General features: G+C 64.7%; 23 protein-coding genes, 1 tRNA gene and 1 riboswitch. Of the genes, 15 read left to right on the forward strand and 9 right to left on the reverse strand.

The window, feature by feature from the left end; translation table 11 throughout:
* Positions 1 to 42: 42 nt before the first annotated feature.
* The 3 genes from ACTJLC_RS12835 to ACTJLC_RS12845 all read right to left on the reverse strand — a co-directional run bounded on the left by ACTJLC_RS12835 (position 43) and on the right by ACTJLC_RS12845 (position 1,909).
* Positions 43 to 639, reverse strand: coding sequence for a chorismate mutase (locus ACTJLC_RS12835; RefSeq protein WP_310130126.1), 597 nt, complete (start codon positions 637 to 639; stop codon positions 43 to 45).
* A gap of 267 nt (positions 640 to 906) precedes the next feature.
* Positions 907 to 1,056 carry a hypothetical protein gene (locus tag ACTJLC_RS12840; protein WP_028200145.1) on the reverse strand — a complete coding sequence of 50 codons (150 nt, stop codon included), beginning with the start codon at positions 1,054 to 1,056 and terminating at the stop codon, positions 907 to 909.
* A 358-nt stretch (positions 1,057 to 1,414) separates the two neighbouring features.
* Positions 1,415 to 1,909, reverse strand: coding sequence for an aldo/keto reductase (locus tag ACTJLC_RS12845; protein WP_440844145.1), 495 nt, complete (start codon positions 1,907 to 1,909; stop codon positions 1,415 to 1,417).
* 202 nt (positions 1,910 to 2,111) lie between these two features.
* Between ACTJLC_RS12845 and ACTJLC_RS12850 the strand changes: the two genes are divergently transcribed.
* Positions 2,112 to 2,312: a hypothetical protein gene (locus tag ACTJLC_RS12850; protein WP_073427096.1), complete on the forward strand. Its 201-nt coding sequence runs from the start codon at positions 2,112 to 2,114 to the stop codon at positions 2,310 to 2,312.
* Between the two features lie 271 nt (positions 2,313 to 2,583).
* Complete coding sequence (locus ACTJLC_RS12855) at positions 2,584 to 3,759, forward strand: acyltransferase family protein (protein WP_310130129.1); 1,176 nt, start codon at positions 2,584 to 2,586, stop codon at positions 3,757 to 3,759.
* Positions 3,760 to 3,926: 167 nt separating this feature from the next.
* On the opposite strand, the gene ACTJLC_RS12860 is transcribed toward ACTJLC_RS12855, so the two are convergent.
* The 5 genes from ACTJLC_RS12860 to pepN all read right to left on the reverse strand — a co-directional run bounded on the left by ACTJLC_RS12860 (position 3,927) and on the right by pepN (position 8,871).
* Positions 3,927 to 4,002: transfer RNA gene (locus tag ACTJLC_RS12860), tRNA-Thr, on the reverse strand.
* A 55-nt stretch (positions 4,003 to 4,057) separates the two neighbouring features.
* Positions 4,058 to 5,074 (reverse strand): class 1 fructose-bisphosphatase, encoded by a 1,017-nt coding sequence (locus ACTJLC_RS12865; protein WP_073427108.1) that lies wholly within the window; start codon positions 5,072 to 5,074, stop codon positions 4,058 to 4,060.
* A 121-nt stretch (positions 5,075 to 5,195) separates the two neighbouring features.
* Positions 5,196 to 5,651 (reverse strand): HigA family addiction module antitoxin, encoded by a 456-nt coding sequence (locus ACTJLC_RS12870; protein ID WP_073427109.1) that lies wholly within the window; start codon positions 5,649 to 5,651, stop codon positions 5,196 to 5,198.
* Positions 5,652 to 5,667: 16 nt separating this feature from the next.
* On the reverse strand, positions 5,668 to 5,949 hold the full coding sequence (locus ACTJLC_RS12875) for a type II toxin-antitoxin system RelE/ParE family toxin (RefSeq protein ID WP_073427110.1): 282 nt from the start codon (positions 5,947 to 5,949) through the stop codon (positions 5,668 to 5,670).
* A gap of 216 nt (positions 5,950 to 6,165) precedes the next feature.
* Positions 6,166 to 8,871, reverse strand: a complete 2,706-nt coding sequence (gene pepN, locus ACTJLC_RS12880) for an aminopeptidase N (RefSeq protein ID WP_310130132.1) — start codon at positions 8,869 to 8,871, stop codon at positions 6,166 to 6,168.
* A 246-nt stretch (positions 8,872 to 9,117) separates the two neighbouring features.
* Between pepN and ACTJLC_RS12885 the strand changes: the two genes are divergently transcribed.
* On the forward strand, positions 9,118 to 9,825 hold the full coding sequence (locus tag ACTJLC_RS12885) for a DUF4136 domain-containing protein (protein WP_073427112.1): 708 nt from the start codon (positions 9,118 to 9,120) through the stop codon (positions 9,823 to 9,825).
* A gap of 170 nt (positions 9,826 to 9,995) precedes the next feature.
* Here the strand turns inward: ACTJLC_RS12885 and ACTJLC_RS12890 are convergent, their stop codons facing one another.
* Entirely contained in the window at positions 9,996 to 10,568 is a 573-nt protein-coding gene (locus tag ACTJLC_RS12890; protein WP_114163567.1) for a TMEM165/GDT1 family protein, read from the reverse strand.
* A 58-nt stretch (positions 10,569 to 10,626) separates the two neighbouring features.
* Positions 10,627 to 10,792, reverse strand: a riboswitch (yybP-ykoY riboswitch).
* Between the two features lie 591 nt (positions 10,793 to 11,383).
* Here ACTJLC_RS12890 and ACTJLC_RS12895 point away from each other — a divergent pair.
* Genes ACTJLC_RS12895 through ACTJLC_RS12950 form a run of 12 tightly spaced genes read left to right on the forward strand, consistent with a single transcriptional unit; the run spans position 11,384 to position 23,982 of the window.
* Positions 11,384 to 12,142 (forward strand): beta-ketoacyl synthase chain length factor, encoded by a 759-nt coding sequence (locus ACTJLC_RS12895; RefSeq protein ID WP_310121532.1) that lies wholly within the window; start codon positions 11,384 to 11,386, stop codon positions 12,140 to 12,142.
* The gene (locus ACTJLC_RS12900; protein ID WP_073427115.1) at positions 12,126 to 12,920 is read left to right on the forward strand and encodes a lysophospholipid acyltransferase family protein; all 795 of its coding nucleotides are present in this window, start codon (positions 12,126 to 12,128) and stop codon (positions 12,918 to 12,920) included. The genes ACTJLC_RS12895 and ACTJLC_RS12900 overlap by 17 nt, the downstream gene beginning before the upstream one ends.
* On the forward strand, positions 12,895 to 13,194 hold the full coding sequence (locus tag ACTJLC_RS12905; protein ID WP_073427236.1) for a phosphopantetheine-binding protein: 300 nt from the start codon (positions 12,895 to 12,897) through the stop codon (positions 13,192 to 13,194). Before ACTJLC_RS12900 ends, ACTJLC_RS12905 begins: the two co-directional genes overlap by 26 nt.
* Before the next feature lie 3 nt (positions 13,195 to 13,197).
* A complete protein-coding gene (locus ACTJLC_RS12910) occupies positions 13,198 to 13,449 on the forward strand; it encodes an acyl carrier protein (RefSeq protein ID WP_073427116.1) in 252 nt (83 codons plus the stop codon).
* On the forward strand, positions 13,449 to 14,111 hold the full coding sequence (locus tag ACTJLC_RS12915; RefSeq protein WP_073427117.1) for a hypothetical protein: 663 nt from the start codon (positions 13,449 to 13,451) through the stop codon (positions 14,109 to 14,111). Before ACTJLC_RS12910 ends, ACTJLC_RS12915 begins: the two co-directional genes overlap by 1 nt.
* Positions 14,108 to 15,925, forward strand: coding sequence for an AMP-binding protein (locus ACTJLC_RS12920; protein WP_440844151.1), 1,818 nt, complete (start codon positions 14,108 to 14,110; stop codon positions 15,923 to 15,925). The genes ACTJLC_RS12915 and ACTJLC_RS12920 overlap by 4 nt, the downstream gene beginning before the upstream one ends.
* On the forward strand, positions 15,925 to 17,646 hold the full coding sequence (locus ACTJLC_RS12925) for a glycosyltransferase family 2 protein (RefSeq protein ID WP_440844153.1): 1,722 nt from the start codon (positions 15,925 to 15,927) through the stop codon (positions 17,644 to 17,646). The genes ACTJLC_RS12920 and ACTJLC_RS12925 overlap by 1 nt, the downstream gene beginning before the upstream one ends.
* On the forward strand, positions 17,633 to 19,234 hold the full coding sequence (locus ACTJLC_RS12930) for an HAL/PAL/TAL family ammonia-lyase (protein WP_310130140.1): 1,602 nt from the start codon (positions 17,633 to 17,635) through the stop codon (positions 19,232 to 19,234). Before ACTJLC_RS12925 ends, ACTJLC_RS12930 begins: the two co-directional genes overlap by 14 nt.
* Entirely contained in the window at positions 19,231 to 19,662 is a 432-nt protein-coding gene (locus ACTJLC_RS12935; protein WP_114163054.1) for an acyl-CoA thioesterase, read from the forward strand. Before ACTJLC_RS12930 ends, ACTJLC_RS12935 begins: the two co-directional genes overlap by 4 nt.
* On the forward strand, positions 19,650 to 20,357 hold the full coding sequence (locus ACTJLC_RS12940; RefSeq protein ID WP_310130143.1) for a LolA family protein: 708 nt from the start codon (positions 19,650 to 19,652) through the stop codon (positions 20,355 to 20,357). Before ACTJLC_RS12935 ends, ACTJLC_RS12940 begins: the two co-directional genes overlap by 13 nt.
* Entirely contained in the window at positions 20,357 to 22,801 is a 2,445-nt protein-coding gene (locus ACTJLC_RS12945; protein ID WP_310130146.1) for an MMPL family transporter, read from the forward strand. The genes ACTJLC_RS12940 and ACTJLC_RS12945 overlap by 1 nt, the downstream gene beginning before the upstream one ends.
* On the forward strand, positions 22,798 to 23,982 hold the full coding sequence (locus ACTJLC_RS12950) for a beta-ketoacyl-[acyl-carrier-protein] synthase family protein (protein ID WP_310130148.1): 1,185 nt from the start codon (positions 22,798 to 22,800) through the stop codon (positions 23,980 to 23,982). The genes ACTJLC_RS12945 and ACTJLC_RS12950 overlap by 4 nt, the downstream gene beginning before the upstream one ends.
* Positions 23,983 to 23,987: the final 5 nt, after the last annotated feature.

Genomic DNA, 23,987 nt, shown 5'->3' on the forward strand with positions numbered 1-23,987 from the left:
CCGTGCAACCGCTCCAGGTCTGCGGCTCTCAAGCTTGCATGATCAACCGGTCGCGCCCACTCCACCGGTTTCACAGACATGGCCCAGCGCGCGCGTCAGCGCGCCCGAACGGGTCGAGTCGTAGCGCGTCAGCGATTTCCAGTTAGCCAGCGATTGCGCCACACGCGACGGACAATCCGGCGCGGCGCGCAGCGGCTGCACGCGTGCGAGCCCGGCCACGAGCGACTGTGTCAGCCGGTCCAACTGCGGTCTCGTACTCGTGGCGAGATCCGGCGCCGGCCCTTCGGGCGGCTGACTGCTGCGCCACGAGGCGAACAGCGCGTTTTGCACGTCCTTGCTTGCGTCGATCTGATCCTGGAAGAAGGCCCGAGCGAACGCCGGGTCCACATTCGCCGCCACGGCGCGCTTCTCGACGTCGGCAAGCAACGCGTTCTCCCGCGGCGTGTCGGTGATCTCCCGATGGTTCGCCCACTTCCAGCGCGCGACAGGTTCCGCCAATGCGAGACGTTGCGAAGCCAGCGCGATCAGATTGGTGAGGGCGGTGTCGTCGCCGTCCGCGATGGCTGGGACGGGCGCGAACGCGAGGGCCGCAAGGAACATAAGCGCGCATGATGCGCCGAAGCGATACGAACGATTCATGGAAGGCGGGCGTGGGCCGAGCGGCCGTCGAAGAAAAAACAGAAGGATAGACGATGTGCGGGAACGGATGCGCCGACCGGCGGAAAACAAGCGCGGCGACGTCGCGGGACTGCGGACGAGACACGTCCGCGTCGCGAGGGCGGCGCCGAACTCAACCGGCCATGTGCCGCTTGCCCGGATGAGTATCAAACGACTCGTGGGACGCGTGCACCCCATCGCCGCCCGCGGCACGCGCGGACGCCGATGCTGCATCGCGCCACTGCTCGATTATTTCGAGTCGCACGACTTGCGTTGTTCGTCGAAAAAAGCGCGAACGTGCTCAGGCAATTCCGCACCCAAAAATTCGACGCCAGCGGGCTCCGGATCCGGACTAAAAACTTTATCCGGGGTCGGAATCTTCGGCGGTTTGGCATCCATGGTCTCTCTCCTTTACAAACCGATTATCTGCCTCGGTCCCCGTTTCGCACCAGTATCTGATGCGACTGAAATGTTCTTTGTTGCTTTAACGGCACATGGCGGCAATGCAACATGGTATTTGAATAAAATTTTTCGGTTGATTCGGTAGGCGGGCCATCGATGGTGATCTTTAGGTCATCCGCGATTTTGTGCAATGCAGAATCGGCACGATTTTCGTCTTGCGAATCGCACGTCCGTTATTTACCGATCCCGCCCGCCATTTCATTCAACCCATTCAGTCAGTAAACGATTGATACCCCGATATCGTTGACGGGTAAGTACGCTTTCGAGCGTTTCGGTAAACAAACATGCTGCGCTTTCACGCGCTCGACGCAGGAATCTTCACGGGCTTGGCGTAGGCCGCTGGCTTGTCGGCGACTTCCACTTCTCCGTGGATTCGCGCTTGATGTCCGTCCGCGAACATGTAATACGGGAATGGGCGCGCGGGTTCCGATATGGCGTCGAGCCGCGCGACCAGTTCGGGCGCGAGCGTGAAGTCCAGCGAGCCGAGCGACTCCTGTAACTGATCCGCCCGCGTGGCGCCCACGATGATGCTCGATACGCCACGCTTCTGGTGCAGCCAGTTCAGCGCGACTTGTGCCATGGGGCGCCCGGCCAGATTCGCGACCGTCTCCAGTTCCGCGACGATCCGGAAGTTGCGCTCGGTCAGTTTGTCGAAGCCGGGCGGCGGCGCGCTGGCCATCGCCGCAAGACGCCCGTCGCCGGAAAAACCGCTTTTTTCGCATCGAAAAAGCGCATTGTCCGCGGGGTTGTGACGAGCGCCGTTCTTCCTGACACGAGCGTTGGCCCACATCGGCCAAAGTCCGCTGAGGTTTTCCGCAGGCCCATGCAGCCATCCTCGCGCGCCAAAACATCGCCGCCAAATGACAGGCCGGTTCGCGCCGTCACCGCCGCCTATCATTGAAGCAGCTATCCGCGGCCCTGAGTGCGGTGGATAACGGAAGCGCCGCGACTGGCGCGGAAGATGGCTGTGTTCGCCCTTCAGAGAGTTCGTCATGGAAAACGCTGTCTACTGGAATGGACGCCAGGTCGGAATCGAATGTGCCGGCCGGATCTTGTGGTTCCCGTCGGCACCGCAGGAAGCGGTCGTTGCATACGGGACTCGGCGAAACGAGACGGCGATTGTTGAAGATCCCGTCGTGGCCCGCAATCTTTCGATCACCGGTCAATACGACAGGCTGCGCGTGGGCGAGTAAGTGCAATGCGGCGCCTGGGTTGCCGTGGCAGCCAATGGCGACTCGGCTATAGAAAGTGCGGAAAGACAAAAAGCTCAGTCGCGAGGACTGGGCTTTTTGCTTGAATCTCGAAGCAAGAAGTTTGGTATTTCTCGACGCTGCTGGAAATTGCCAGGCTCCGCCGGAATGAGTAAAAGGGAAACGATCTCTCGCCAATGCGTGGGTGTCGCGCCAACGGCAGAGGACAGCGTGCCTCCTCTGGCTATAATTGCCGCTTTTTCGGCGTGTTCCCATGCAGATTGGCGGCTCCGACCTCGTATCCGGCGTTGCGCTTGTCATCGCTATTTCAATGGCGATTTCAATTTGTCTCGCCCGCTTCGGCTTCTTCAAGTCCGTTTTACAGCGCGAAATCTCTTCCAGCCGATTCCATGCAATTGACGGTCTACGCGGATATCTGGCATTGGGCGTCCTGGTGCATCACGTCGTAATCAACGAACAGTTTTATCGAACGGGATCATGGGATTTGACACCGTCGCGATTAAACACCTTTCTGGGACGCGGCTCGGTTGCCTTTTTCTTCATGATCACCGCTTTCCTTTTCTGGGGGCGAGTTATCGAGAACGGCGGCGGCATGGACACATTGAAGTTTTATGCGTCCCGCGTTCGTCGTCTGGTGCCGATGTACCTTGCGAGCGCGGGACTTGTCATCGCTACAGCCGCGGCGCTGACACATTTCCGCCTTTCGGTGCCGCTCGCCGACATCGCCGAACAAATCGCATCCTGGTTGCTTTTCACTATTCCCGGCGCACCGGATATCAATGGGCTTAAGCAGACCGGCCTGATCAACACTGTTTTCTGGTCGCTCGTCTACGAGTGGAAGTTTTATTTGATCCTGCCGTTCGCCGCAGCGCTTGCTGCCGGCGGTCGAACCTGGGTTGTGGCGACGGGTGCGGGACTCTGCATCGCGCTATTTTCACCGACGCAGATCGAGTGGTTTTTCGTCGGTGGCTGTGCCGCCGCTCATCTGGTCCGCGTCAGGGCGGTACGGGAACTGGCTGCGGGGTTGACTGGCTCAGTTGTCGCGCTTGGCTGCATTGCTGCAACAGCGCTTTACCAGGCTAATACGTATACGCCGCTCGGCGCCGCTTTGCTCTTCGCTCCCTTTGTTATCTTCGCGGCGGGTAATTCCCTTTTCGGCTTGCTCACCTGTCGTCCCGCACGGCTTCTGGGCCTTCTTAGTTATAGCGTGTATCTGCTTCACAACTGGGTGCTGTATCTCGCCTCGCGTTTGGTGAATCACTACACGCCGGTCGCGGACCTGTCGCCGGCACACTATTGGGCCTTGGCTGCCGCGGTCGCCACGGTGACTGTTATGTGTTCCGCCTTCACATACCGTTTCATCGAATACCCCTCTATCGGTGGAATTCGGAAGGCGATTCCTCGGCGATCATGGCGCCCCGCGCGGTGATGAAACGCCACCGTTGCCGCGCGATAATTTCGTCGCCGTGACCTCGCGGGGCGGTCGTCGAAGGAGCGCGGTTCGGCTTGCATGAACGAGTCGCCAGTAGCGGATACAGAGAACCTGAAAAGCAAAAAGCCCAGTCGCGAGGACTGGGCTTTTTGCTTGAAACTTATTGGTGCCGGAAAGAGGAATCGAACCCCCGACCTTCGCATTACGAATGCGCTGCTCTACCGTCTGAGCTATTCCGGCATCAGGAGAATCGAGATTATAGGGACTTCTTTATCAGCTTGGCAAGCCCCTGAACTCACTTTTTCGCTTCGAGATGGTAGCGGGTGACCCGGTCGACTTCGTTCTTCGAACCGAGGAACACGGCCACGCGCTCATGCAGGCTCTTGGGTTGAATGTCGAGAATGCGTTTCTCGCCGTTGGTTGCCGCGCCGCCCGCCTGTTCGACGATGAACGACATCGGATTGGCCTCGTACATCAGACGCAGCTTGCCCGGCTTGTCGGGCGTGCGCTTGTCCGCCGGATACATGAAGATTCCGCCGCGGTTCAGAATACGATGTACGTCGGACACCATCGAGGCGATCCAGCGCATGTTGAAGTCGCTCTGACGCGAGCCTTCCTTGCCGGCCTTCAATTCGCCGATGTACTGCTGAACCGGCGGATACCAATGGCGTTCATTCGACGCATTGATCGCATACTCGCGCGTTTCGACCGGAATACGCATATCGCTTTGCGTGAGCACCCACGAGCCTAGCTCGCGGTCGAGCGTAAAGCAGTTCACGCCGTTGCCGGTGGTGAGCACGAGCACGGTTTGCGGGCCGTACACCGCATAACCCGCGGCGACCTGTTGCGTGCCCGGCTGCAAGAACGATTGTTCGGTAGGCTGCTGACCGTCCGGGCAGCGCAGCACCGAGAAGATCGTGCCGATCGACACGTTCACGTCGATGTTCGACGAACCGTCGAGCGGATCGAACACCAGCAGGTATTCGCCCTTCGGGTAATTGGCCGGAATCGGGAAGAACTGCTCCATTTCCTCGGACGCCATGCCGGCCAGGTTGCCGCCCCATTCGTTCGCTTCGAGCAGAATTTCGTTCGACAGAATGTCGAGCTTCTTCTGCACTTCGCCCTGGACGTTTTCGCTGCCCGCCGTGCCGAGCGCATCCCCCAGCGCGCCCTTGCTGACGTGGTAGCTGATCGCCTTGCACGCGCGCGCGACGACTTCGATCAAAAGGCGCAGATCGGCAGGCAGGTTGTTGGTCTCGCGCTGCTGCTCGATCAGGTACTTCGTGAGAGTGGTACGACGTTGCAAAGCCATTGCTGTACTCCGGAGGCTTGAGGAATGTCTCGATTTTACCCGCTCGCTGTGCCGGCTCCGTGCTTTTAAAAACCAAAGGGCGCGAGGCGGTGGCGCGTGACACCGGCCGAGGCGGCGAATTTCAGGCTTTGCCGCGCGCCTTGCCGAGCGCGGCGTTGCCTCTGAGACTGGCCGCAAGCGCAGCGGCGCGGCCATGCTCGGCCGACACTTTCGGCATTTTCGGGCGGTCCGCCTTGGGCATGGGTTCGATCTCGCGTTCGATCTGCTCGCCGGCCGCCGCGGTGGCGACGCGCAGATCGTAGGCGATTTGCAGATGGAGCCAGAACTGCGCGCTCGCACCGAAGTAGCGCTCGAGGCGCAGCGCCGTATCCGCGGAGATGGCGCGCTTGCCGCGCACGATGTCATTGATGCGCGGCGCCGGCACGCGCAACGCCAGCGCCAGCGCATTCACGGACATGCCGAGCGGCTCCAGAAACTCGCTGCGCAGAATCTCGCCCGGATGAATCTCCGGGATGCTGTCGCCGGTATCGATGTCGGAGAAATCGATGCTGTTCAGATCGGAGCGTTTGATGACCATGCCGGTCTCCCAATAGTCAGTGATAGTCGACAATCTCGACATTCAGCGCCTCTCCGTCGACAAAATGAAAACAGATGCGCCATTGCGCATTGATCCGAATACTCCATTGCCCGCTGCGCCGGCCTTGCAAGGCTTCGAGCCGGTTGCCGGGCGGCGCGTGCAGACTGTGGATGGAGCTGGCGGCGTCGATCATCAGCAGCTTGCGGTGCGCGAGCGCCTGCATGTGAAGCGGCAGTGAGTGCACGAACTTGCCCTGAAAAATTCTCGCCGTGGCCTTGTCGCCGAATGTCGTGATCATGGGATGATATAACGCATCGCGTTAAACGTAAAGAGTTAAATGGATGCGTTTACTTTCACTCCGCCGGCGTCAAACGAACAGTCGTCCGGATGGCTAACCTTGAGCGCCGCGGGCCGGCCGACTCGCAAACGCGCACGCACACGCACACGCGCGGGACGAAAAAAAGCCGGCAACACGTGCCGGCTTTCCGATGCAAGAACAGCTTTCAGGTGTGCATCACGCGAGCGCTTTCTCCACGATCTCGCGCACGTCGCGCGATTTCACCTGCGACGCCACTTGCTCCAGCGCCGCACGCATGCCCTCGCGCAGCGTCGGCGTGAAGCGGCGCCACAGTTCGAGCGAGCGGGCGAGGCGGGCGGCCACTTGCGGATTGATGGCGTCGAGCGCGATCACCTGGTCGGCCCAGAACGCGTAGCCCGAGCCGTCTTCGGCGTGGAACTGCGCCGGGTTGGCCGCGCAGAAGCTGAAGATCAGCGAGCGCGCGCGATTCGGGTTCTTCAGGTTGAAGGCCGGATGCGTCATCAGTTTGCGCACGATCTCGATCACCGGTCGCTGCGCGCTGCCACGCTGCGTGGCTTGCAGCGCGAACCACTTGTCGATGACGAGCGGCTCCTTCTCGAAGCGCCGGTAGAAGTCGTCCAGCGCCTGCTGCGCCTGCGCGCCGCCGCCATGCGCAGCCGCCGCGTTGAGCAGCGCCGCAAGCGCCGCCGAGCGGTCGGTCATGTTGTTCGCGGCATCGTATTGCGCGGACGCGAGGCGCACGGCGTCGGCCGGATCGTCCAGTTCCACGAGATACGACAGCGCGAGATTCTTCAGCGTGCGATGACCGGCGGCCTCGGGTGTCGCTTCATATGCGCCGGGCGTGCGATGTTGTTCATACACCGCGAGCCATTCGTTCTTGAGCGCATTCGCCAGGCGCTTGCGCACGAACTGTCGCGCGGCGTGCACGGCGGCCGGATTGGATTCCGCCATCTGCTCGGCGAGATATGCTTCGGACGGCAGCATCAACGCCAGTTCGCGGAACGAAGGCGAGAGCGTTTCGTCGGTGAGCACGCGGGCGAACGCGGCGACCACCGAGTCGTCGAGTTCCAGCGCAACGCCGGTGGCCGCGCGTCCGGCGAGCGCCAGCAGTTCACGCGTGGCGAGCCGTTGGCCGGCTTCCCAACGGTTGAACGGATCGCTGTCGTGCGCGAGCAGGAACGCCAACTGTTCGGCGGAGTAGTCGTATTCGACGATCACCGGCGCCGAGAAATTGCGCAGCAGCGAGGGCAGCGGGTCTTGCGCCACATTGACGAACGTGAAGGTCTGTTCGGTCTGCGTGAACTCGAGCACGCGCGTGGTGGAGGCCGACGCCGCGGCATCGCCTTCGAGTTGCAGCGGCAGGTCGCGGCCGTCCTTGCCGATCAGGCCGATCGCGAACGGAATCAGCAGCGGACCCTTTTGCGTTTCGCGCGCGGCAGGCGCGGCCTCGCCATAGCCTTGCGTGAGCGTCACGCTGTAGCGCTGCTGCGCGGCGTCGTACTTCGTGCGCACGGACACGCGCGGCGTGCCGGCCTGGCTGTACCAGCGCTCGAACTGCGCCAGATCGCGGCCGTTCGCATCGGCCAGCGCATGGCGGAAATCGTCGCAGGTCACGGCCTGCCCGTCATGACGCTCGAAGTACAGGTCCATGCCCTTGCGAAAACCCTCGCGGCCGAACAGCGTCTGATACATCCGCACGACTTCCGAGCCTTTCTCGTAGACCGTCATCGTGTAGAAGTTGTTGATCTCGACGTAGCTTTCCGGGCGCACCGGATGCGCCATCGGACCCGCGTCCTCGGCGAACTGCATCTGGCGCAGCACGCGCACGTCCTCGATACGCTTGGTGGCGCGCGCGGCTTCGTCGCTACCGTTGCTCTGGCCGCCGGCCATGTCGGCCGAAAACTCCTGATCGCGGAACACCGTCAGGCCTTCCTTCAGGCTCAACTGGAACCAGTCGCGGCAGGTCACGCGATTGCCAGTCCAGTTGTGGAAGTACTCGTGGCCGACCACCGCCTCGATGTTCGCGAAGTCGGTATCGGTTGCCGTCTCGGGGTTCGCCAGCACGTACTTCGTGTTGAAGATGTTGAGCCCCTTGTTCTCCATCGCGCCCATGTTGAAGTCGCTCACCGCGACGATCATGAAGCGGTCCAGATCGAGTGCGAGCCCGAAGCGTTTTTCGTCCCAGCGGATCGAATGGATCAGCGAATCCATTGCGTGACGGGTCTTGTCGAGATCGTGCGGTTCGACCCACACCTGCAAAAGCTTTTCCTTGCCCGAACCGGTTTTCACGCGTTCCTCGAGCGCGACCAGCTTGCCCGCGACCAGCGCGAACAGATAGCTCGGCTTTCTGAACGGATCTTCCCAGCGCGCGAAATGGCGGCCGTCCGGCAAATCGCCTTCCTCGAGCAGATTGCCGTTCGACAGCAGCACCGGATAATCCGCCTTGCTCGCCCGCAGGGTGACCGTGAAGGTCGCCATCACGTCCGGACGGTCGAGGAAGTAAGTAATGCGCCGAAAGCCCTCGGCCTCACACTGCGTGAAGAAGTTGCCGCTCGATACATAGAGCCCCGACAGCGTGGTGTTCCCGGCCGGATTGCAGATGCTGGTGAGCGTGAGCTCGAAGCTGTCCGGCACGTTGTCGAGCAGCAAGCCGTGCTCATGCGCATGCGCATTGGCGAAGGGCTTGCCGTCGATCGCGGCGCCGACGAACTCCAGTTGCTCGCCCATCAGCTCCAGGTGCGCGGCGCGCGACGCGTCCGGATTGCGGCGCACGCGCATCGTGTTTCTGACGACGGTGCGTTCGGGGACCAGATCGAACTCCAGTGCGACGGTGTCGATCAGGAAGGCAGGCGGCGCGTAATCGGCGCGGCGGATCACATTGGGCGTTGCGGTATCGGCCATGGCGTTCTGTGGTGATGGGACTTGAGCGGCCGGCTGCCTGAAGCTCATATGAAGGCCATATGAAGGGCAATGAAAGCGCAGACCAGCCGGGCTTGTCGGGCCATTGTACAAAGCCTCGGCGGATCGTGCGGGCCGAACTTTTTACCGAACCGCCAGGTCAGCGTATTATCGGGCGCCCATGCGGATAAGCCGTATGAATGGGAGAACCCAAGGCAGAGGCAACACTGAGGCTTCACGAGGTAGACCATGAAAATCAATCGATGGACCCGCCGCGCCACGCTGCTACTGGCGGCGCTGACGGTACTGCTGTCCGGCTGCACCACCTATGTCACCACCCAGGTCACCGCGTTCTCGGACTGGAGCGGCAGCGACGCTACCCGTACCTACGCGTTCACGCGGGCGGCGGATCAGCAGAACAATCTGGAACTCAGCACTTACGAGCGCATCGTCGCCAACGAACTCGCCGCGCATGCGTTCCGCCAGGTCGACACCGCGCAGGCGCGTTACCTGGTCGGGCTCTCGTATGGCATTCGCTCCGACATGGTGACGGTCGCCGAGCCGGTGTATTACAACCCGTGGCCGGCGCCTTATTGGGGAAGGCCGTTCGATCCGTGGGGTCCCTGGGGGCCTTGGGGTCCGTTTCCGACCGCTTACGTGAATCAGAGCTACCCGATCTTCACGCATCTGCTGGGCGTGCGGATTACCGAGCGCGCCACCGGCAAGGAGGTCTATAACGTAACGGCGCGCAACTCGGGCGGCGAGTCGTCGCTGGTGCGGGCCATGCCGTATCTGGCGCGCAGCGCGCTGGCCGATTTCCCGATCGGCAACGGCGTGGTGCGCACGGTGAAGATTCCGCTCGACAAGAACGGCGGCGCCTCGAACGAAGTGGCCGCGACCGGCGCCGCGCCAGCGGCCGCGCCGGCGCCGGCGTCGGGCGCGAAAGCGGTGCAGTAGGCAAGCGGTGCGAAGCCGGCGCGCGCAAAAGGCGTCGGCTGTGGCACGGCTCAAACGGCCCGGCAGGTCATCCTCGCCGGGCCGTTTTCTTTGGCGCGCCGCGATGCGCCGCGCGGTGAGGCGGGCGTTGCACCGCCGCCCTCAGGCCCGGCCGCGCTTGCGAACCACGGCTAAACTCCCACGCCGCACAACGCCAGCACGCCCAGCACGATGAATATCACCGCCGCGATGCCGTGCACGAGCGTCGTCGGCAGGCGATGCGCGAAGCGGTCGCCGAGCAGGATCGCCGGCACATTGGCGATCATCATGCCGACCGTGGTGCCCGCCACCACGCCGACGTAATCGTGAAAGCGCGCGGCGAGCGCCACCGTCGCGATCTGCGTCTTGTCGCCCATCTCCGCAAGAAAGAACGTCACCACGGTCGCGCCGAACACGCCGAAATGCGTGCGGCTGGTATCGGCTTCGTCCGCGTCGAGTTTGTCCGGCACGAGAATCCACAAGCCCATGCCGATGAACGATACCGCCAGCGTCCAACGCATGATGGTCGGCGTGAGCAGCGAGCCGAGCCACGCGCCGAGCGCGCCGGCGCAGGCGTGATTGATGAGGGTGGCGGTCAGCACGCCGAGAATGATCGGCAGCGGCTTGCGATAGCGCGCGGCCAGCACGAGCGAGAGCAGTTGTGTTTTGTCGCCGATCTCGGCGAGCGCGACCGCTCCGGTCGAAATGATGAAAGCGTGATCCACGTTGTATAGGTTCCCCGGGCCGAGATGTGAACGAGCGACGACCCACGACACGCCGGGCCCTCTTGCGGCGCGTGTGGATCATCGGTCTCGCCAGGCCAGAGGCTGCGGCTGCCATGGCCGTACAGGCCAAGTGTGTTGACAGACGCCCCCGCGAACCGCACGTGCGATGCACCGGACAGCGGTGCGGACGTGCCGCGGGGCGGCTACTCCCCAATGAGGGACGGAGTATAGCAGGCGTGACTGTCCTTATGCGCAACGGGGACGCCGCAGGCCAGTACGGGAACGGCGCGATTGGTTGGCACGGCGAAGCGGGCCTTGGACTGCATGGATAGCCGCTCGCTCACGCGCCGGCCGACGTTATTGAGATGTTCCCAGGTGAAACAGTTCGTGGAAAGTTAAATGAAAGTATGTGTCCGTTAATCCCCGGCATCGCGCCGCCGGGGAGCGTCGCAAACCGTCCCGCACCCGATCCGATCAGGGCGGCGGGGCCGCCGGACCGGCGCGAAACGGCTACTTCGCGGATCCGTGGCACTGGCGAGACGGATTACAGATAGATACGTCTTTTCCGGCTGATTTAATCCAGAATATTCAGTATGATTCCGGCGACCCAAGGAGCCCGAGACCATCCACCAACAAATATCAAAAGGCACTTAATAATCGGACCAAAGTGCCGTTAATCCGCTGAACCTACATAAAAGACGATTGGTTTGACCCCGGCTGGAGATTGCCGGTCCGCGCGGCGCCTACACGCTGTGACGGCTGTGTATTCCGTCAGGCGCTTCAGCCTCTCCCTGCTTCTACGCGCGAACACCGATATGCCCGATCCGCACTGGACCATTCCGGTCGCTCGCTGGTCTTGCTGGCCTGCTGCCGCATCCGCACCACCCGATATCGGCTTTATCGAGCCGATCGTGCGGCGTCGCCTGAGCACGCTGTCCAAAGCCGCGTTGAAAGTTGCGCACGATTGTGTCGCGCGGAACGAGGTTCGGGTCGTATTCGCCTCGCGCCACGGCGAATTGCGGCGCACCACCGACATTCTGCGCGCCATCAGCGCGGGCGAGCCGGTCTCGCCGACCGCGTTCAGCCTGTCGGTGTTGAATGCGATGACGGGCGTGTTCGGCATCGCGCGCGGCGACCGCTCGGCGGCCAGCGCGATCTCGGCCGGCGCCGAGACGCTCGGCTACGCGCTGCTGGAAGCCTACGCGCAACACGCCACCGAGCCGGGCGCGCCCGTGCTGCTGGTGTACGCTGACGAACCGGCCGACACAGCCTACGGCACGATCGAGGACGAAGTGCAGGGCGGCGCGATCGCGATCCTGCTGGATGACGAGGCGGCGACGGGGCGCCTGACGTGCACGCGGTCCGCGGCCGGCGAGGCTCAGGCAGCGCCGCCAATCGAGGCAATCGAGGCAAACCAGGCAGGCGAAACAAACAAGGCAAGCCCCACGCCCCCCGCCGAGCGTTTCGCGACCCAAAGCCAGGCGCTGCTGCACTGTCTGGAAACCGGCGCGACCACCGCCTGGCAAGGCGCCGGGGTTATCTGGCATTGGAGTTGGCATGATCGCGCGGCTTGATTACATCTGGCGGTTCTGCGCGACGGGCATGGCCTTCGTGGTGTTCGGCGTGTGCGGACTGCTGTTTTCGGTGCTGGTGTTTCCGTTCGCGTGGCTGTGGCCGCATCGCGCGTCGCGCCAGTTCGCGGTGACGACCGTGATTCACTGGTTTTTCCGCGCGCTGGTCGCGGTGCTGCAGCGCATCGGCGTGATGGAACTCGAGGTGTCGGGCGCGCGGATGTTGCGCGCCGGCGGTCCGGCGATCGTGGTCGCCAATCACCCGACCTACCTCGACGTGATGGTGCTGCTGTCGCTCACCCCGCATGCCTGTTGCGTGGTGAAAAACGCGCATTGGGGCAACCCCTGTTTCTGGGGCATCGTGCGCTCGGCGGAATACGTGAGCAATGCCGATCCCACCGATCTCGTCGAAGCCGGCGCGCGGCAGCTCGCGGCAGGCTATACGATGATCATTTTTCCCGAAGGCACGCGCAGCCCCGCGCCGAACCGGCTGCACGCGTTTTCGCGTGGTTTCGCGCACATGGCGTTGAAGGCCGGCGCGCCGATCGTGCCGGTGCTGATGGATTGCGACCCGCCCGCGTTCACCAAGCAGATGCGCTGGTACGACGTGCCGGCGCGCGCGTTCCGCATACGTGTGAACGTGCTCGAGCCGCTTGGCGTCGAGCAGTTCGCGGACGACGACACTACACCGGCTCTCGCCGCGCGCAGCGTGACGAGCGCCGTCGAGGCACACATTACCCGGCACCTGTTCGATTATGGATTCTTTAAAACTGGAAATTAAACAGCTTCTGATCGAAGCTCTCGATCTGGAAGACCTGAGCCCCGCCGATATCGACGACGACGCACCGTTGTTCGATACCGACGGCATCGGTCTCGATTCGATCGACGCGCTGGAAATCGGCATCGTGCTGCGCAAACAATACCAACTGACCATCGCGGCGAACGACGAGCGCACGCGCGAGCACTTTCGCTCCATCAGCACGCTGGCCGCGCTGGTGGCGAGTCAGCGCGAAGCGGCGCAGGTTGTCGGCGAAACTACAAAGAAGGGGGAATAAACCGTGTCCGAGGCTGAGATTCTTGAGCGCATCCGCGCCATTTTCAAAGAGAACTTCGCGATCGAGCCCGAGCGTGTCACGCCCGAGGCGCATCTGTTCGAAGACCTCGATCTCGACAGCATCGACGCCGTCGACCTCGCGATCAAGCTGCAGGAAATGACCGGCCGCCGCATCAAGCCCGAGGAGTTCAAATCGGTGCGCACCGTCGGCGACGTGATCGTTGCCGTCGAATCGCTGCTGGCGGCACAGGGCTGATGCATTCCGTGCGTCCGCGAATGCAGGCGGCGTCGGACCGGGTCGCGCAGGCCTCGCCTCGCGCGGGGCGCCATTGGGCCAAAACCGTCTTGCAGGTGCTGTTGAAACTCGCGTATCCCGCGCTGATCCTGTGCGCGTGGCGCTGGGACACGCCGCGCTATGTCGGCTGCATGCTGTTCGCGATCCTGTGGCTGCAGCGCTGGGCCGGCAGCGGCCCGGTCGCGACTTCGCTGCGGCGTCTTTCGACGATCGACTGGACCGTGGTCGGCTTGCTGAGCTGCGCGTCCGCGGCGATCGTCTTCACCAACAGCGAATTGTTGTTGCGCCTCTATCCGTCGCTCGTGAATCTCGGTTTGCTGATCGCGTTCGGCGCGACGCTCGTGCGCGGGCCGACGATGATCGAAAAATTTGCGCGCCTGGGCAATCCGGATCTGCCGCCTCGCGCGGTGCGCCATACGCGGCGCGTGACCCAGGTATGGTGCGTGTTCTTCGCGCTGAACGGCGCGTTCTCCGCTTATACGGCGCTGTACTGGAGCCGCGCGAGCTGGTCGCTCTATAACGGCGCGATCGCCTATGGGCTGATCGGCGTGCTGCTGGTGGCCGAAGTGATCTGGCGTTATCTCGTGGTGCTGCCGCGCGCCGCGCGTTCGGAGGCCGCATGATCGCGCTGCATGATCTGTTGACGGCCGAGGCTTCGGCGGCGAATGCGCCGGTATGCCGCGATGGCGGTGCCGTGCTCGATCGCACGGCGTTTCGCGCGCGCGTCTCGGCATTGGCCGCGTTGGTGCGGGAGCGGTCCGCGCAACGCTACGCGTTGTGCATCGACGATCCGTTCGATTTCTCGTGCGCGCTGTTTGCGCTGTTCGCGTGCGGCAAGGAGCCGGTGATTCCGGCCAATGCGACGCCGGGCTATCTGGCCGATCTCGCCGACGCCTACGATGTGGTGTTGAGCGACGCCGACCTGCCGCCCTTCGTGTGGGATGCTGCTGCCAACACCAACACCAACACCAACGCCAACGCCAACACCAACGCCAACGCCAACGCCAACGCCAACGCCAACGCCAACGCCAACGCCAACGCCAACGCCAACGCCAACGCCAACGCCGCCGATGCGCCGCGCGGCGCACCCACCGCATACACGATCGATCCGCAAGCCCCGCTCACGCTCTACACATCGGGCAGCAGCGGCCGTCCCAAACCGATCCGCAAGACGCTCGCGCAATTCAACGCCGAAGTGCACACGCTGGAACAGCAGTGGGGCGCGCTGGTCGGCGACGCGACCATGCTCGCGAGCGTCCCGCATCATCACATCTACGGCCTGCTGTTTCGCGTGCTGTGGCCGCTGGCGGCGGGCCGCGCGTTCGACCGCGCGGTCAGCATCGAACCCTTGCATCTGCAAACGCAGATCGGGCACTGCGGCGCGACCGTGGTGGTCTCGACGCCCGCGCAACTGTCGCGCTGGCCCGCGCTGCCCGGCTTCGCCGCGTTGACGCCCGCGCCGCGCGCGTTCTTCTCGTCGGGCGGGCCGCTCGCGCTGGAAGCCGCGCAGGAATATGCCGCGGCCTTCGGCGCCGCGCCGCTCGAAATCTACGGCAGCACCGAAACCGGCGGCATTGCGTGGCGTCGCCAGGATCAGGGCGACGCATGGCGACCGGTGACCGGCATCGAAGTGCGTCGCGACGAAGACGGCGCGCTGAACGTCCGCTCGCCGCATCTCGATCACGACGGCTGGCATCGCACCGACGACAAGATCGCGTTCGACGCCGACGGCCGTTTCCGTCTGCAAGGCCGGCTCGATCGCGTGCTGAAGCTCGACGGCAAGCGCGTCTCGCTGCCGGAACTCGAAGCGCGGCTCGCGTTGCATCCGTATGTCGTGCAAGCGGCGATCGTGCCGCTCGAAGGCGCTTCGCGCGAGCGCGTCGGCGCCGTGGTGGCGCTGACCGAAGCGGGCAGCGCGGCGTTGCGCGGCCAAGGTCGCGTGCTGCTCGCGAAAACGCTGCGCCGTCATCTCGCTGAATATTTCGATGTGGTCGTGCTGCCGCGCCACTGGCGGTTTCGCGTGACCTTGCCGTTCGACGCGCGCGGCAAGCTGCCGGTCGCCGCGGTGGCGGCGGCTTTCGAGCCGCGCGCCGAGGGCGTGGAAGTGCTCGCCGAAGCGCGCAGCGGCGACACGCTGCATTACGAGCTGCGCGTGCCGCCGACGCTCGCGCATTTCGCCGGCCACTTCCCCGGTCTGCCGATTCTGCCGGGCGTGGTGCAGGTGGATTGGGCAATGCGTCTCGCCGCCGATCATCTGCCGGCCGTCAGCGCGGTTGCGTCGATCGACCGCCTGAAGTTCATGGCGCCGGTGCCGCCCGGCGCGGTGCTCGATCTCACGTTGGCTCACGACGCCGCGCGCCGGCGCGTGCAGTTCAGTTATCGGCTGAGCGGCCGCGACTGCGCATCCGGTGTGATCGTGTATCGGGAGCCCGCGTGATGAGCTTCGCTCCGTGCATCGTCATTCCGATCTACAACCACAAGGACGCGATCGGCGGGACCGTCGCCCATCTCGCGGTGCACGGCTTGGCCGTTTTCGTCGTCGACGACGGCAGCGATGAGCCGACCCAGCACGTGCTCGCCGCGCTCGTGCGGCAATACGCGGGGCAACTCACGCTGCTGCGTTTGCCGGTCAACGGCGGCAAGGGCGCGGCGGTGATGGCGGGCCTGCGCGCCGCGCGCGCGGCGGGCTACACGCACGCGTTGCAGATCGACGCCGACGGCCAGCACGACGCCACCGACGTGCCCCGTTTCATCGACGCCGCGCGTGCCGACCCGGGCGCGGTGATCCTCGGCCGACCGGTCTACGACGAGAGCGTGCCGAAAGCGCGCCTCTACGGCCGCTATCTGACGCACGTATGGGTATGGATCGAAACGCTCTCGCTGACGATCCGCGATTCGATGTGCGGCTTTCGCCTCTATCCGCTCGCGCTGGCCTGCGATCTGATCGACCGCGTGCGGTTGCCGACGCGCATGGACTTCGACATCGAGATTCTCGTGCGCCTCTACTGGCGGCGCGCGGCGTTCCGTTCGATTCCGACGCGCGTCACGTATGCCGCCGACGGCGTCTCGCATTTCGACGTGCTGTGGGACAACGTGCGCATCAGCCGCAGTCATACGCGGCTCGTGTTCGGGATGCTGTGGCGTCTGCCGATGCTGCTCGCGCACAAGCTGATGCCGCGCCGCTCTGCTATCGCAACCGCAACCGCGGAAAGCGCGCAAGACTGGTGGCGTATCGCCGAACGCGGCTCTCACCTCGGCATGTCCTTGCTCGCGCTCAGTTGCAAGCTGTTCGGCCGACGCTTCACCTCGCTCTGGCTGCATCCGATCGTCGCGTATTTCCTGCTGACGGGCCGCGCCGCGCGCGAGGCGTCGCGCAACTACTTCAGACGTCTCGGCGAGGCCGCGCCGCAAGACGATACGCCGCGCCCCGGCTGGCTGTCCGCCTACCGGCACATGCTGGCCTTCGCGCAATCGGGCTTCGACAAGCTCGCCGCATGGTCGGGCCGCGTGAATACCGCCGACGTCACGTTCGAGGATCCTTCCGCGTTCGAGGCATTGGTCGCAAGCGGCAAGGGCGCGCTCGTGATCGGCGCGCATCTCGGCAACCTGGAAATGACTCGCGCGCTCGCCGCGCGCGGCGCATACGCGAAGGTCACGGCGGTCGTCTATACGGAGCACGCGCGGCGTTTCAATAGCGTGCTGGCGTCGGCCAACAGCGAGTTCGCCCGGCATCTGCTCGAAGTCAGCGACTTCGGACCGGAGACCGCGATGATGATGCAGGAGCGTGTCGATGCGGGCGAGCTGCTGGTGATCGTCGGCGACCGCGTTCCCGCGCACGAAGCGGGCCGCACCACCGAAGCGCAATTTCTCGGCTCGGCCGCGCCCTTCGCGCAAGGCCCCTACGTGCTCGCGCATGCGCTGGGCTGTCCGGTCTATCTGTTCTTCTGCCTGAAAGAGCGGGGCGGCTATCGCCTGTATTTCGAGCCGTTCGCCGAACGCATCGAGTTGCCGCGCCGCGAACGCGCGCAGCATCTCGCCGCGTGGGCGCAGCGCTACGCGGCGCGGCTCGAACACTATTGCCGCAAGGCTCCTTATCAATGGTTCAATTTCTTCGATTTCTGGGCCAGCCCCAAGCGAGGCGCGAATGGCCGAACATGATCTGATCGAAACGCCGAGCGCAAGCGCAAACGAAAACGCAAATGCAGACCCGGTGTTGATCGGCGCGCGCAAGCTGACGATCGAAGAGGTCGTCGCGATCGCGCACCATCGCGCGCCGGTTGCGTTGAGCGCCGATCCGGCGTGGCGCGCGCGCATTCAGCGCGGCGCGGATTTCCTGCGCCGTCATCTGGCGGCGGGCGCGACCGTCTACGGCGTGAATACCGGTTACGGCGACGCATGCGTGGTCGACGTGCCGATGGACCTGGTCGAAGCCTTGCCGCTGCAACTGACGCGTTATCACGGCTGCGGCATGGGCCGGCATCTCGACGACGCGCAAACGCTGGCCGTGATCGCCGCGCGGCTCAACTCGCTCGCCTATGGGTTTTCCGGCGTGCGCCCCGTCTTGCTTGAACGCCTTGCCGACCTGATCAATCATCGCGTGCTGCCGCGCATTCCGTCCGAAGGCTCGGTGGGCGCGAGCGGCGATCTGACGCCGCTCTCGTATGTGGCCGCGGCGCTCGCGGGCGAGCGCGACGTGATGTTCGAAGGCCGCTTGCGCGATGTGCGCGACGTGTGGAGCGAACTCGGCCACGCGCCGCTCACGCTCGCGCCGAAGGAAGGTCTCGCGTTGATGAACGGCACCGCGGTGATGACGGGCCTCGCCTGTCTCGCGTTTGCCCGCGCCGATCATCTGACGCGGCTCACCGCGCGCCTGACCGCGCTCTCCACGGTGGCGCTGGACGGCCGCGCCGCGCACTTCGACGCCATGCTGTTCGAAGTGAAGCCGCACGCCGGCCAGGCCGAAGCCGCCGCGTGGATTCGCGACGATCTGAGCGGACGCGACGATACGCCGGGGCATCGTCTGCAAGACCGCTATTCGATTCGCTGCGCGCCGCATGTGATCGGCGTGGCGCGCGACGCGCTGTCATGGGTGCGCCGCGACGTCGAGAACGAGCTGAACAGCGCGAACGACAATCCGCTGATCGATCCCGACAACGAACGCGTGCTGCACGGCGGCAACTTCTACGGCGGTCATATCGCGTTCGCAATGGACTCGCTGAAGGTCGCGGTCGCCAATCTCGCCGATCTGATGGACCGTCAGCTTGCGCTGCTGGTCGACGTGAATTTCAACAACGGCTTGCCGCGCAATCTGTCGGGCGCCGCGCCCGCGCGCGCCGCGATCAATCATGGCTTCAAGGCCGTGCAGATTTCGTCGTCCGCGTGGACGGCCGAGGCGCTGAAGAACACGATGCCCGCGAGCGTCTTTTCGCGTTCGACCGAGGCGCACAACCAGGACAAGGTCAGCATGGGCACGATCGCCGCGCGCGACTGCTTGCGCGTGCTCGAGTTGACCGAGCAGGTCGCCGCCGCGCATACGCTCGCAACGGTGCAAGCCGCGCGTCTGCGTTTGAAGATCGATAGCGCCACGCCGATTCCCGCGCCGCTGCAAGCGTTTATCGACAGCGTGAGCGCGCAGTCGCCATTCGTCGACGAAGACCGCGCGTTGGAAAACGAACTGCGCGCGCTGACCGCGCGCATCGCCGCATGCGAATTGCTGCACGACTATCGCGGAGGCGCGAACGCATGACCCGCTCCCGCAAAACGCTCACGGCAAGCGCGATGGTCGAAGTGCCGTTTCACGATGTCGACGCGATGAACGTGTGCTGGCACGGCCACTATCTGAAGTACTTCGAGATTGGCCGCGCGGCTTTGTTGCGCGCGTTCGATTACGACTATCGCGAGATGCAGGCTTCGGGTTATCTATGGCCGATCGTCGAGGCGCATCTGAAGTATGTGCGGCCCGCGACTTACGGCCAGCGGATCGAAGTCCGCACCGAACTGCTCGAACACGAAAACCGCCTGAAAATAGGCTATGAAATCGTCGATTGCGGGTCCGGCACGCGGCTGACGAAGGGCTACACGATCCAGGTCGCCGTCGACGCCGCGACGCAGGAGTTGCAGTTCGTGTCGCCGCCGGTCGTGTTCGCCAAGCTGGAGCGCGTATGGGGACGATGAAGTTGCGCCGCACGGCAGCGGGCCGTTTGATCGGATTGAGCGTGGCAAGCATGGCAAGCGCGGCATGCTTGCTGAGCGTATCGGCCATCGTGAGCTGGCCGGCCACGGCCCGCGCCGCGGAAACAACGCCCACTGGCAACCCCGCCCTGGTCTCCCAAATCGCTTCACACCTCGCGCAAGCCAAAGGCGTGCGTGCGCAATTCACGCAAACCCAGACGCTTGCCGCGATGAAGCAGCCGCTCGTCAGCACCGGCTCGCTGCTGTTTTTCCGCGAGCGCGGCGTGATCTGGCGGATCGACACACCGTACCAGGCCACCTATGTGATCACCGACAGCGGCGTGACCGAAGTCGACGCCAACGGCCGGCGCGTGACGGCCCGCGGCGCGCAAGGCACGCGCGGCGTCGCGCAAGTTTCGAAGATGATGCGTGCGATGCTCGGCGGCGATCTGTCGGCGCTGTATTCGCAATTCGACGTGCAGGCCGAGGGCAGCGCCGCGCAATGGCGCATGCAGCTCACGCCGAACCAGCCGCAAATCGCGCAATCGATCAAGGGCTTGCAGATGAATGGCGGCGACTATCTGCAAAGCTTGCGCATCACGCTCGCGAACGGCGACATCACGAAGCTCGACTTCGCGAAGAGCGCGGCGGTGACCGAACTCGCGCCGGCTGAGCGCACGCTGCTCGGAGCGCCGTGATGGACATGCTGCAACAGCGATCCGCGAAACAGGTGTGGGGCATACGTGCCGCATGGCTGTTGCTCGCGCTCGTCGCGTCGCTGTATTGCGGCTGGCGTTTCGCGGGACCGTCGCCGTTGCAGACCAATCTGCTCGCCTTGCTTCCCGCGACCGAAGCGGACCCCGTCGCCGAAAAAGCGGTCGATACGCTCGCGAGCGCGCTCGGCGACCGCACGGTTTTTCTCGTCAGCAGCAACGATGACGCGCACGCGAAAGCGGCGGCGAAGCAGCTCGGCGCGTCGCTGCAAAAGAGCGGGGCGTTCGGTTCGGTCACGGCGGAGTTGCCGCCGTTCGATTTGTCGCGGATCGCCGCCTTGTACATGCCGTACCGCTTCGGTTTGCTGACGCCGTCCGACCGCGCGGCCCTGGCGACGAGCAATGCGTCGAGCGCCACGGCGGGGGACGCCCCCAAAGAAGCCCCCAAGGCGCTGGCGGGCATGCTCGCCCAACGCATCTACAGCCCCTTGCGCGGCGGCCTGACCACGCCGCTCGCCGACGATCCGTTCGGCTGGCTCGAACACTGGCTCGGCGGCCTGCCGCTCGCCACGTCGAACCTCGAACTCGAAGACAACATGCTGGTCGCGCATCGCGGCGCCGACACGAGCGTGCTGATCGTCGCCACGTTGCGGGGCTCCGCCTACGAATCGAAAACTCAACACGCCGTGCTCGCCGCGCTCGCCCAAGGCGAAAACGCGTTGAAGCAGGCGTTCCCCGACGTCTCGGTCGCGCGAACCGGCGCCGTGTTCTACGCCGAATCGGCGCGCAGCGCCTCCGAACACGAGGTGCATCTGATCGGCGTCGCGTCGCTGTGCGGCATCGCGTTGCTGATGATGTGGGTGTTCCGCTCGCCGCGTCTATTGCTGCTCGGTTTCGTGTCGACGGCGCTCGGCATCGTCTGCGCGCTCGCCGTGACGATGCTGGTGTTCGGCAAGCTGCATCTGTTGACGCTCGTGTTCGGCGCGAGCCTGATCGGCGAAGCGGTCGATTACTCGATCCAGTACTTCGTCGTGTATCTCGGCGCGCAGCGCGATTGGGATTCGCGTCGCGGCGCGCGCACGGTGCGCCCGGCATTGACGGTCGCGCTGACGACCAGCCTGCTCGGTTACGCGATCCTCATGTGGGTGCCGTTTCCCGCGCTCAAGCAGATCGCGTGTTTCGCGATCGCGGGCATCGTGACGGCGTTCGCGTCCGTGCTGTGGCTACTGCCCGCGCTGCTCACGCACGCGCCGAAGCGCAGTCCGCAGCGCCTCTTTGCCGGCGCGGCGCGCGGGCTGACGGTGTGGCATCGCGCGATTGGCGGCAAGCGCGCGTGGTTCGTGGCGGCGCTGTTGCTGATCGTCGCGATTCCCGGCTGGCTGCGTTTGACGAGCGACGACGACATCCATCTGCTGATCGAGCGCGATCCATCGCTCGTCGCGCAGGAGGACAAAGTGCGCGCGGCGGTCGGCGTGGATAACAGCGCACAGTTTTTCGTCGTGCGCGGCGAGACGCCGGAACGCGTGCTGCAACGCGCCGAAGCGTTGGGTGCGAAGCTCGATGCGTTGAGCGGCACCGCGAACCAGGTCGGCGGCTATCAATCGGTGGCGCAGTTCGTGCCGTCCGCGAAACAGCAGACCGAAGACCGCGCGTTGCTCGCACGGCACGTATTCGACGATCCCGCCGCGTTGCGCGCCACGCTGCTGCAAGCGGGCTTCAAGGACGAAGTCGCGGATGCGTGGCTCGCGGCGTTCGCGCAACCGCAGCCCTTGCTGACGGTGGATAAATGGCTCGCCGCGCCCTGGTCGCAACCGTACAGGCATCTCTGGCTGGGCCAAGTCGATTCGAACACGCAAGCCTATGCGGCCGTGGTGATTCCGCAAGGCGTCACATCGCGCAACGAAGCCGCGCTGATCGCCACCGCCCAGGCGGTGCCGGGCGTCGCTTTCGTCGACAAGGCGGCGAGCGTGTCGAAGCTGTTCGGCGCTTACCGGGTGGACAGCGGCTGGTGGCTCGGCGGCGCGCTGGCGCTGGTGCTCGTGCTGCTGATGCTGCGCTACGCCCCGCGCGGCGGCATCGCCGTCACCTTGCCGGTCCTGCTCGCGGTGGGCGTCACACTCGCGGTGTTCGGCTACGCGCGCGTGCCGCTCAATCTGTTCAACTGGCTCGCCTTGATGCTGGTGCTCGGCGTCGGCGCAAACTATGCGGTGTTTCTGCGCGAAGGCTGTTTGCGCGCGGACGCGGATCTCGGCGCAGTGTGGACGGGCGTGCTGCTCTCGGCGGCCACCACGCTGCTGTCGTTCGGCATGCTCGGCATGAGCGCGATGCCGGCGTTGAAGAGCTTCGGCGCGACGCTCGCGCTCGGCATCGCGGTATCGGTGCTGCTCGCGCCGATCGGCATGCCATCGGAATCAAGGAGGCTCGCATGAATGCGCCATCGGTTTATTTACACGCGCTCGGCATGATCAACGCGCTCGGCGGCGACCTCGACCGTATCGTTCCCGCGCTCGCCGCCGCTCGCGCGCCCGGCATGGCGAACGCGCACACGGGCATCGGCGAGGCGTTCGTGGGTAGCGTGCTCGCGCCGCTCGATCTGGCGCCGCCCGCCGCGCTCGCCCGTTACGACTGCCGCAATAACCGCTTGCTGCTGGCCGCGCTCGCGCAGATCGCACCCGCGGTCGACGCCGCGCGCGCGCGCTTCGGCGCGGATCGGATCGGCGTGGTGCTCGGCACCAGCACGTCGGGCATCGAAGCGGCCGAAGCCGCGTTCGTCTATCAGGCCCAGGCGGGCGATCTGCCCGCCAACTTCAATTACCGGCAAATGGAAATCGGCACGGCCGCGCCGTTCGCCGCCGCCGTGCTCGACCTGCATGGCCCAGCGTTCACGATTTCGACCGCTTGCACGTCGAGCGCGAAGGCGTTCGCGTCGGCGCGCCGGCTGCTGCAACTGCAACTGTGCGATGCGGTGGTGGTGGGCGGCGTCGATTCATTGTGCGAGTTGACGGTGCAGGGTTTCGCATCGCTGGAATCGACCAGCGGCGTGCGCACCAATCCGATGAGCCGCAACCGCTGCGGGATCAACGTGGGCGAGGGCGCGGCCGTGTTTCTCATGAGCCGCGACGAAGCGGCGGTGCGGCTCGCGGGCGTCGGCGAATCGAGCGACGCGCATCATATTTCGTCGCCTGATCCCACCGGCGCGGGCGGCGAACTCGCGTTGCGCGGGGCGCTGGCCGATGCGGGCATCGCGCCGTCGGCGATCGGCTACGTGAATCTGCACGCCACCGCCACGCGCAAGAACGACGAGATGGAAGCGCATCTGATGGCGCGCGTGTTCCCCGGCGGCGTGGCGACCAGCGGCACCAAGCCGTTGACCGGCCATCAACTCGGCGCGGCCGGCGCGACCGAACTCGGCTTCGCATGGCTCACGCTCGCGCGCGACGATGTCGCGCTGCCGCGCCACCTGTGGGACGGCGAGGCCGACCCCGCGCTGCCCGCGCTCGATCTCGTCGAGAGCGAACGCTTCTTGCCGCGCGGCGCCGGCGAGCAGTACGTGATGAGCAATTCGTTTGCTTTCGGCGGCAGCAATGTCAGCCTGATTCTTGCCCGATGATTCTT

The sequence above is a fragment of the Paraburkholderia sp. 22099 genome (genome assembly GCF_052045835.1).
Classification (GTDB): Bacteria; Pseudomonadota; Gammaproteobacteria; order Burkholderiales; family Burkholderiaceae; genus Paraburkholderia; species Paraburkholderia terricola.

Excerpts from the sequence above, each read along its gene's own strand:
- ACTJLC_RS12835 (WP_310130126.1), bottom strand. The coding sequence starts at position 639 with ATGAATCGTTCGTATCGCTTCGGCGCATCATGCGCGCTTATGTTCCTT.
- ACTJLC_RS12895 (WP_310121532.1), top strand. The coding sequence starts at position 11,384 with ATGCCCGATCCGCACTGGACCATTCCGGTCGCTCGCTGGTCTTGCTGG.
- ACTJLC_RS12875 (WP_073427110.1), bottom strand. The coding sequence starts at position 5,949 with ATGATCACGACATTCGGCGACAAGGCCACGGCGAGAATTTTTCAGGGC.
- ACTJLC_RS12850 (WP_073427096.1), top strand. The coding sequence starts at position 2,112 with ATGGAAAACGCTGTCTACTGGAATGGACGCCAGGTCGGAATCGAATGT.
- ACTJLC_RS12905 (WP_073427236.1), top strand. The coding sequence starts at position 12,895 with ATGGATTCTTTAAAACTGGAAATTAAACAGCTTCTGATCGAAGCTCTC.
- ACTJLC_RS12940 (WP_310130143.1), top strand. The coding sequence starts at position 19,650 with ATGGGGACGATGAAGTTGCGCCGCACGGCAGCGGGCCGTTTGATCGGA.
- ACTJLC_RS12885 (WP_073427112.1), top strand. The coding sequence starts at position 9,118 with ATGAAAATCAATCGATGGACCCGCCGCGCCACGCTGCTACTGGCGGCG.
- ACTJLC_RS12950 (WP_310130148.1), top strand. The coding sequence starts at position 22,798 with ATGAATGCGCCATCGGTTTATTTACACGCGCTCGGCATGATCAACGCG.
- ACTJLC_RS12915 (WP_073427117.1), top strand. The coding sequence starts at position 13,449 with ATGCATTCCGTGCGTCCGCGAATGCAGGCGGCGTCGGACCGGGTCGCG.
- ACTJLC_RS12870 (WP_073427109.1), bottom strand. The coding sequence starts at position 5,651 with ATGGTCATCAAACGCTCCGATCTGAACAGCATCGATTTCTCCGACATC.
- ACTJLC_RS12845 (WP_440844145.1), bottom strand. The coding sequence starts at position 1,909 with ATGTGGGCCAACGCTCGTGTCAGGAAGAACGGCGCTCGTCACAACCCC.
- ACTJLC_RS12925 (WP_440844153.1), top strand. The coding sequence starts at position 15,925 with ATGAGCTTCGCTCCGTGCATCGTCATTCCGATCTACAACCACAAGGAC.
- ACTJLC_RS12900 (WP_073427115.1), top strand. The coding sequence starts at position 12,126 with ATGATCGCGCGGCTTGATTACATCTGGCGGTTCTGCGCGACGGGCATG.
- ACTJLC_RS12935 (WP_114163054.1), top strand. The coding sequence starts at position 19,231 with ATGACCCGCTCCCGCAAAACGCTCACGGCAAGCGCGATGGTCGAAGTG.
- ACTJLC_RS12865 (WP_073427108.1), bottom strand. The coding sequence starts at position 5,074 with ATGGCTTTGCAACGTCGTACCACTCTCACGAAGTACCTGATCGAGCAG.
- ACTJLC_RS12930 (WP_310130140.1), top strand. The coding sequence starts at position 17,633 with ATGGCCGAACATGATCTGATCGAAACGCCGAGCGCAAGCGCAAACGAA.
- ACTJLC_RS12945 (WP_310130146.1), top strand. The coding sequence starts at position 20,357 with ATGGACATGCTGCAACAGCGATCCGCGAAACAGGTGTGGGGCATACGT.
- ACTJLC_RS12855 (WP_310130129.1), top strand. The coding sequence starts at position 2,584 with ATGCAGATTGGCGGCTCCGACCTCGTATCCGGCGTTGCGCTTGTCATC.
- pepN (WP_310130132.1), bottom strand. The coding sequence starts at position 8,871 with ATGGCCGATACCGCAACGCCCAATGTGATCCGCCGCGCCGATTACGCG.
- ACTJLC_RS12920 (WP_440844151.1), top strand. The coding sequence starts at position 14,108 with ATGATCGCGCTGCATGATCTGTTGACGGCCGAGGCTTCGGCGGCGAAT.
- ACTJLC_RS12840 (WP_028200145.1), bottom strand. The coding sequence starts at position 1,056 with ATGGATGCCAAACCGCCGAAGATTCCGACCCCGGATAAAGTTTTTAGT.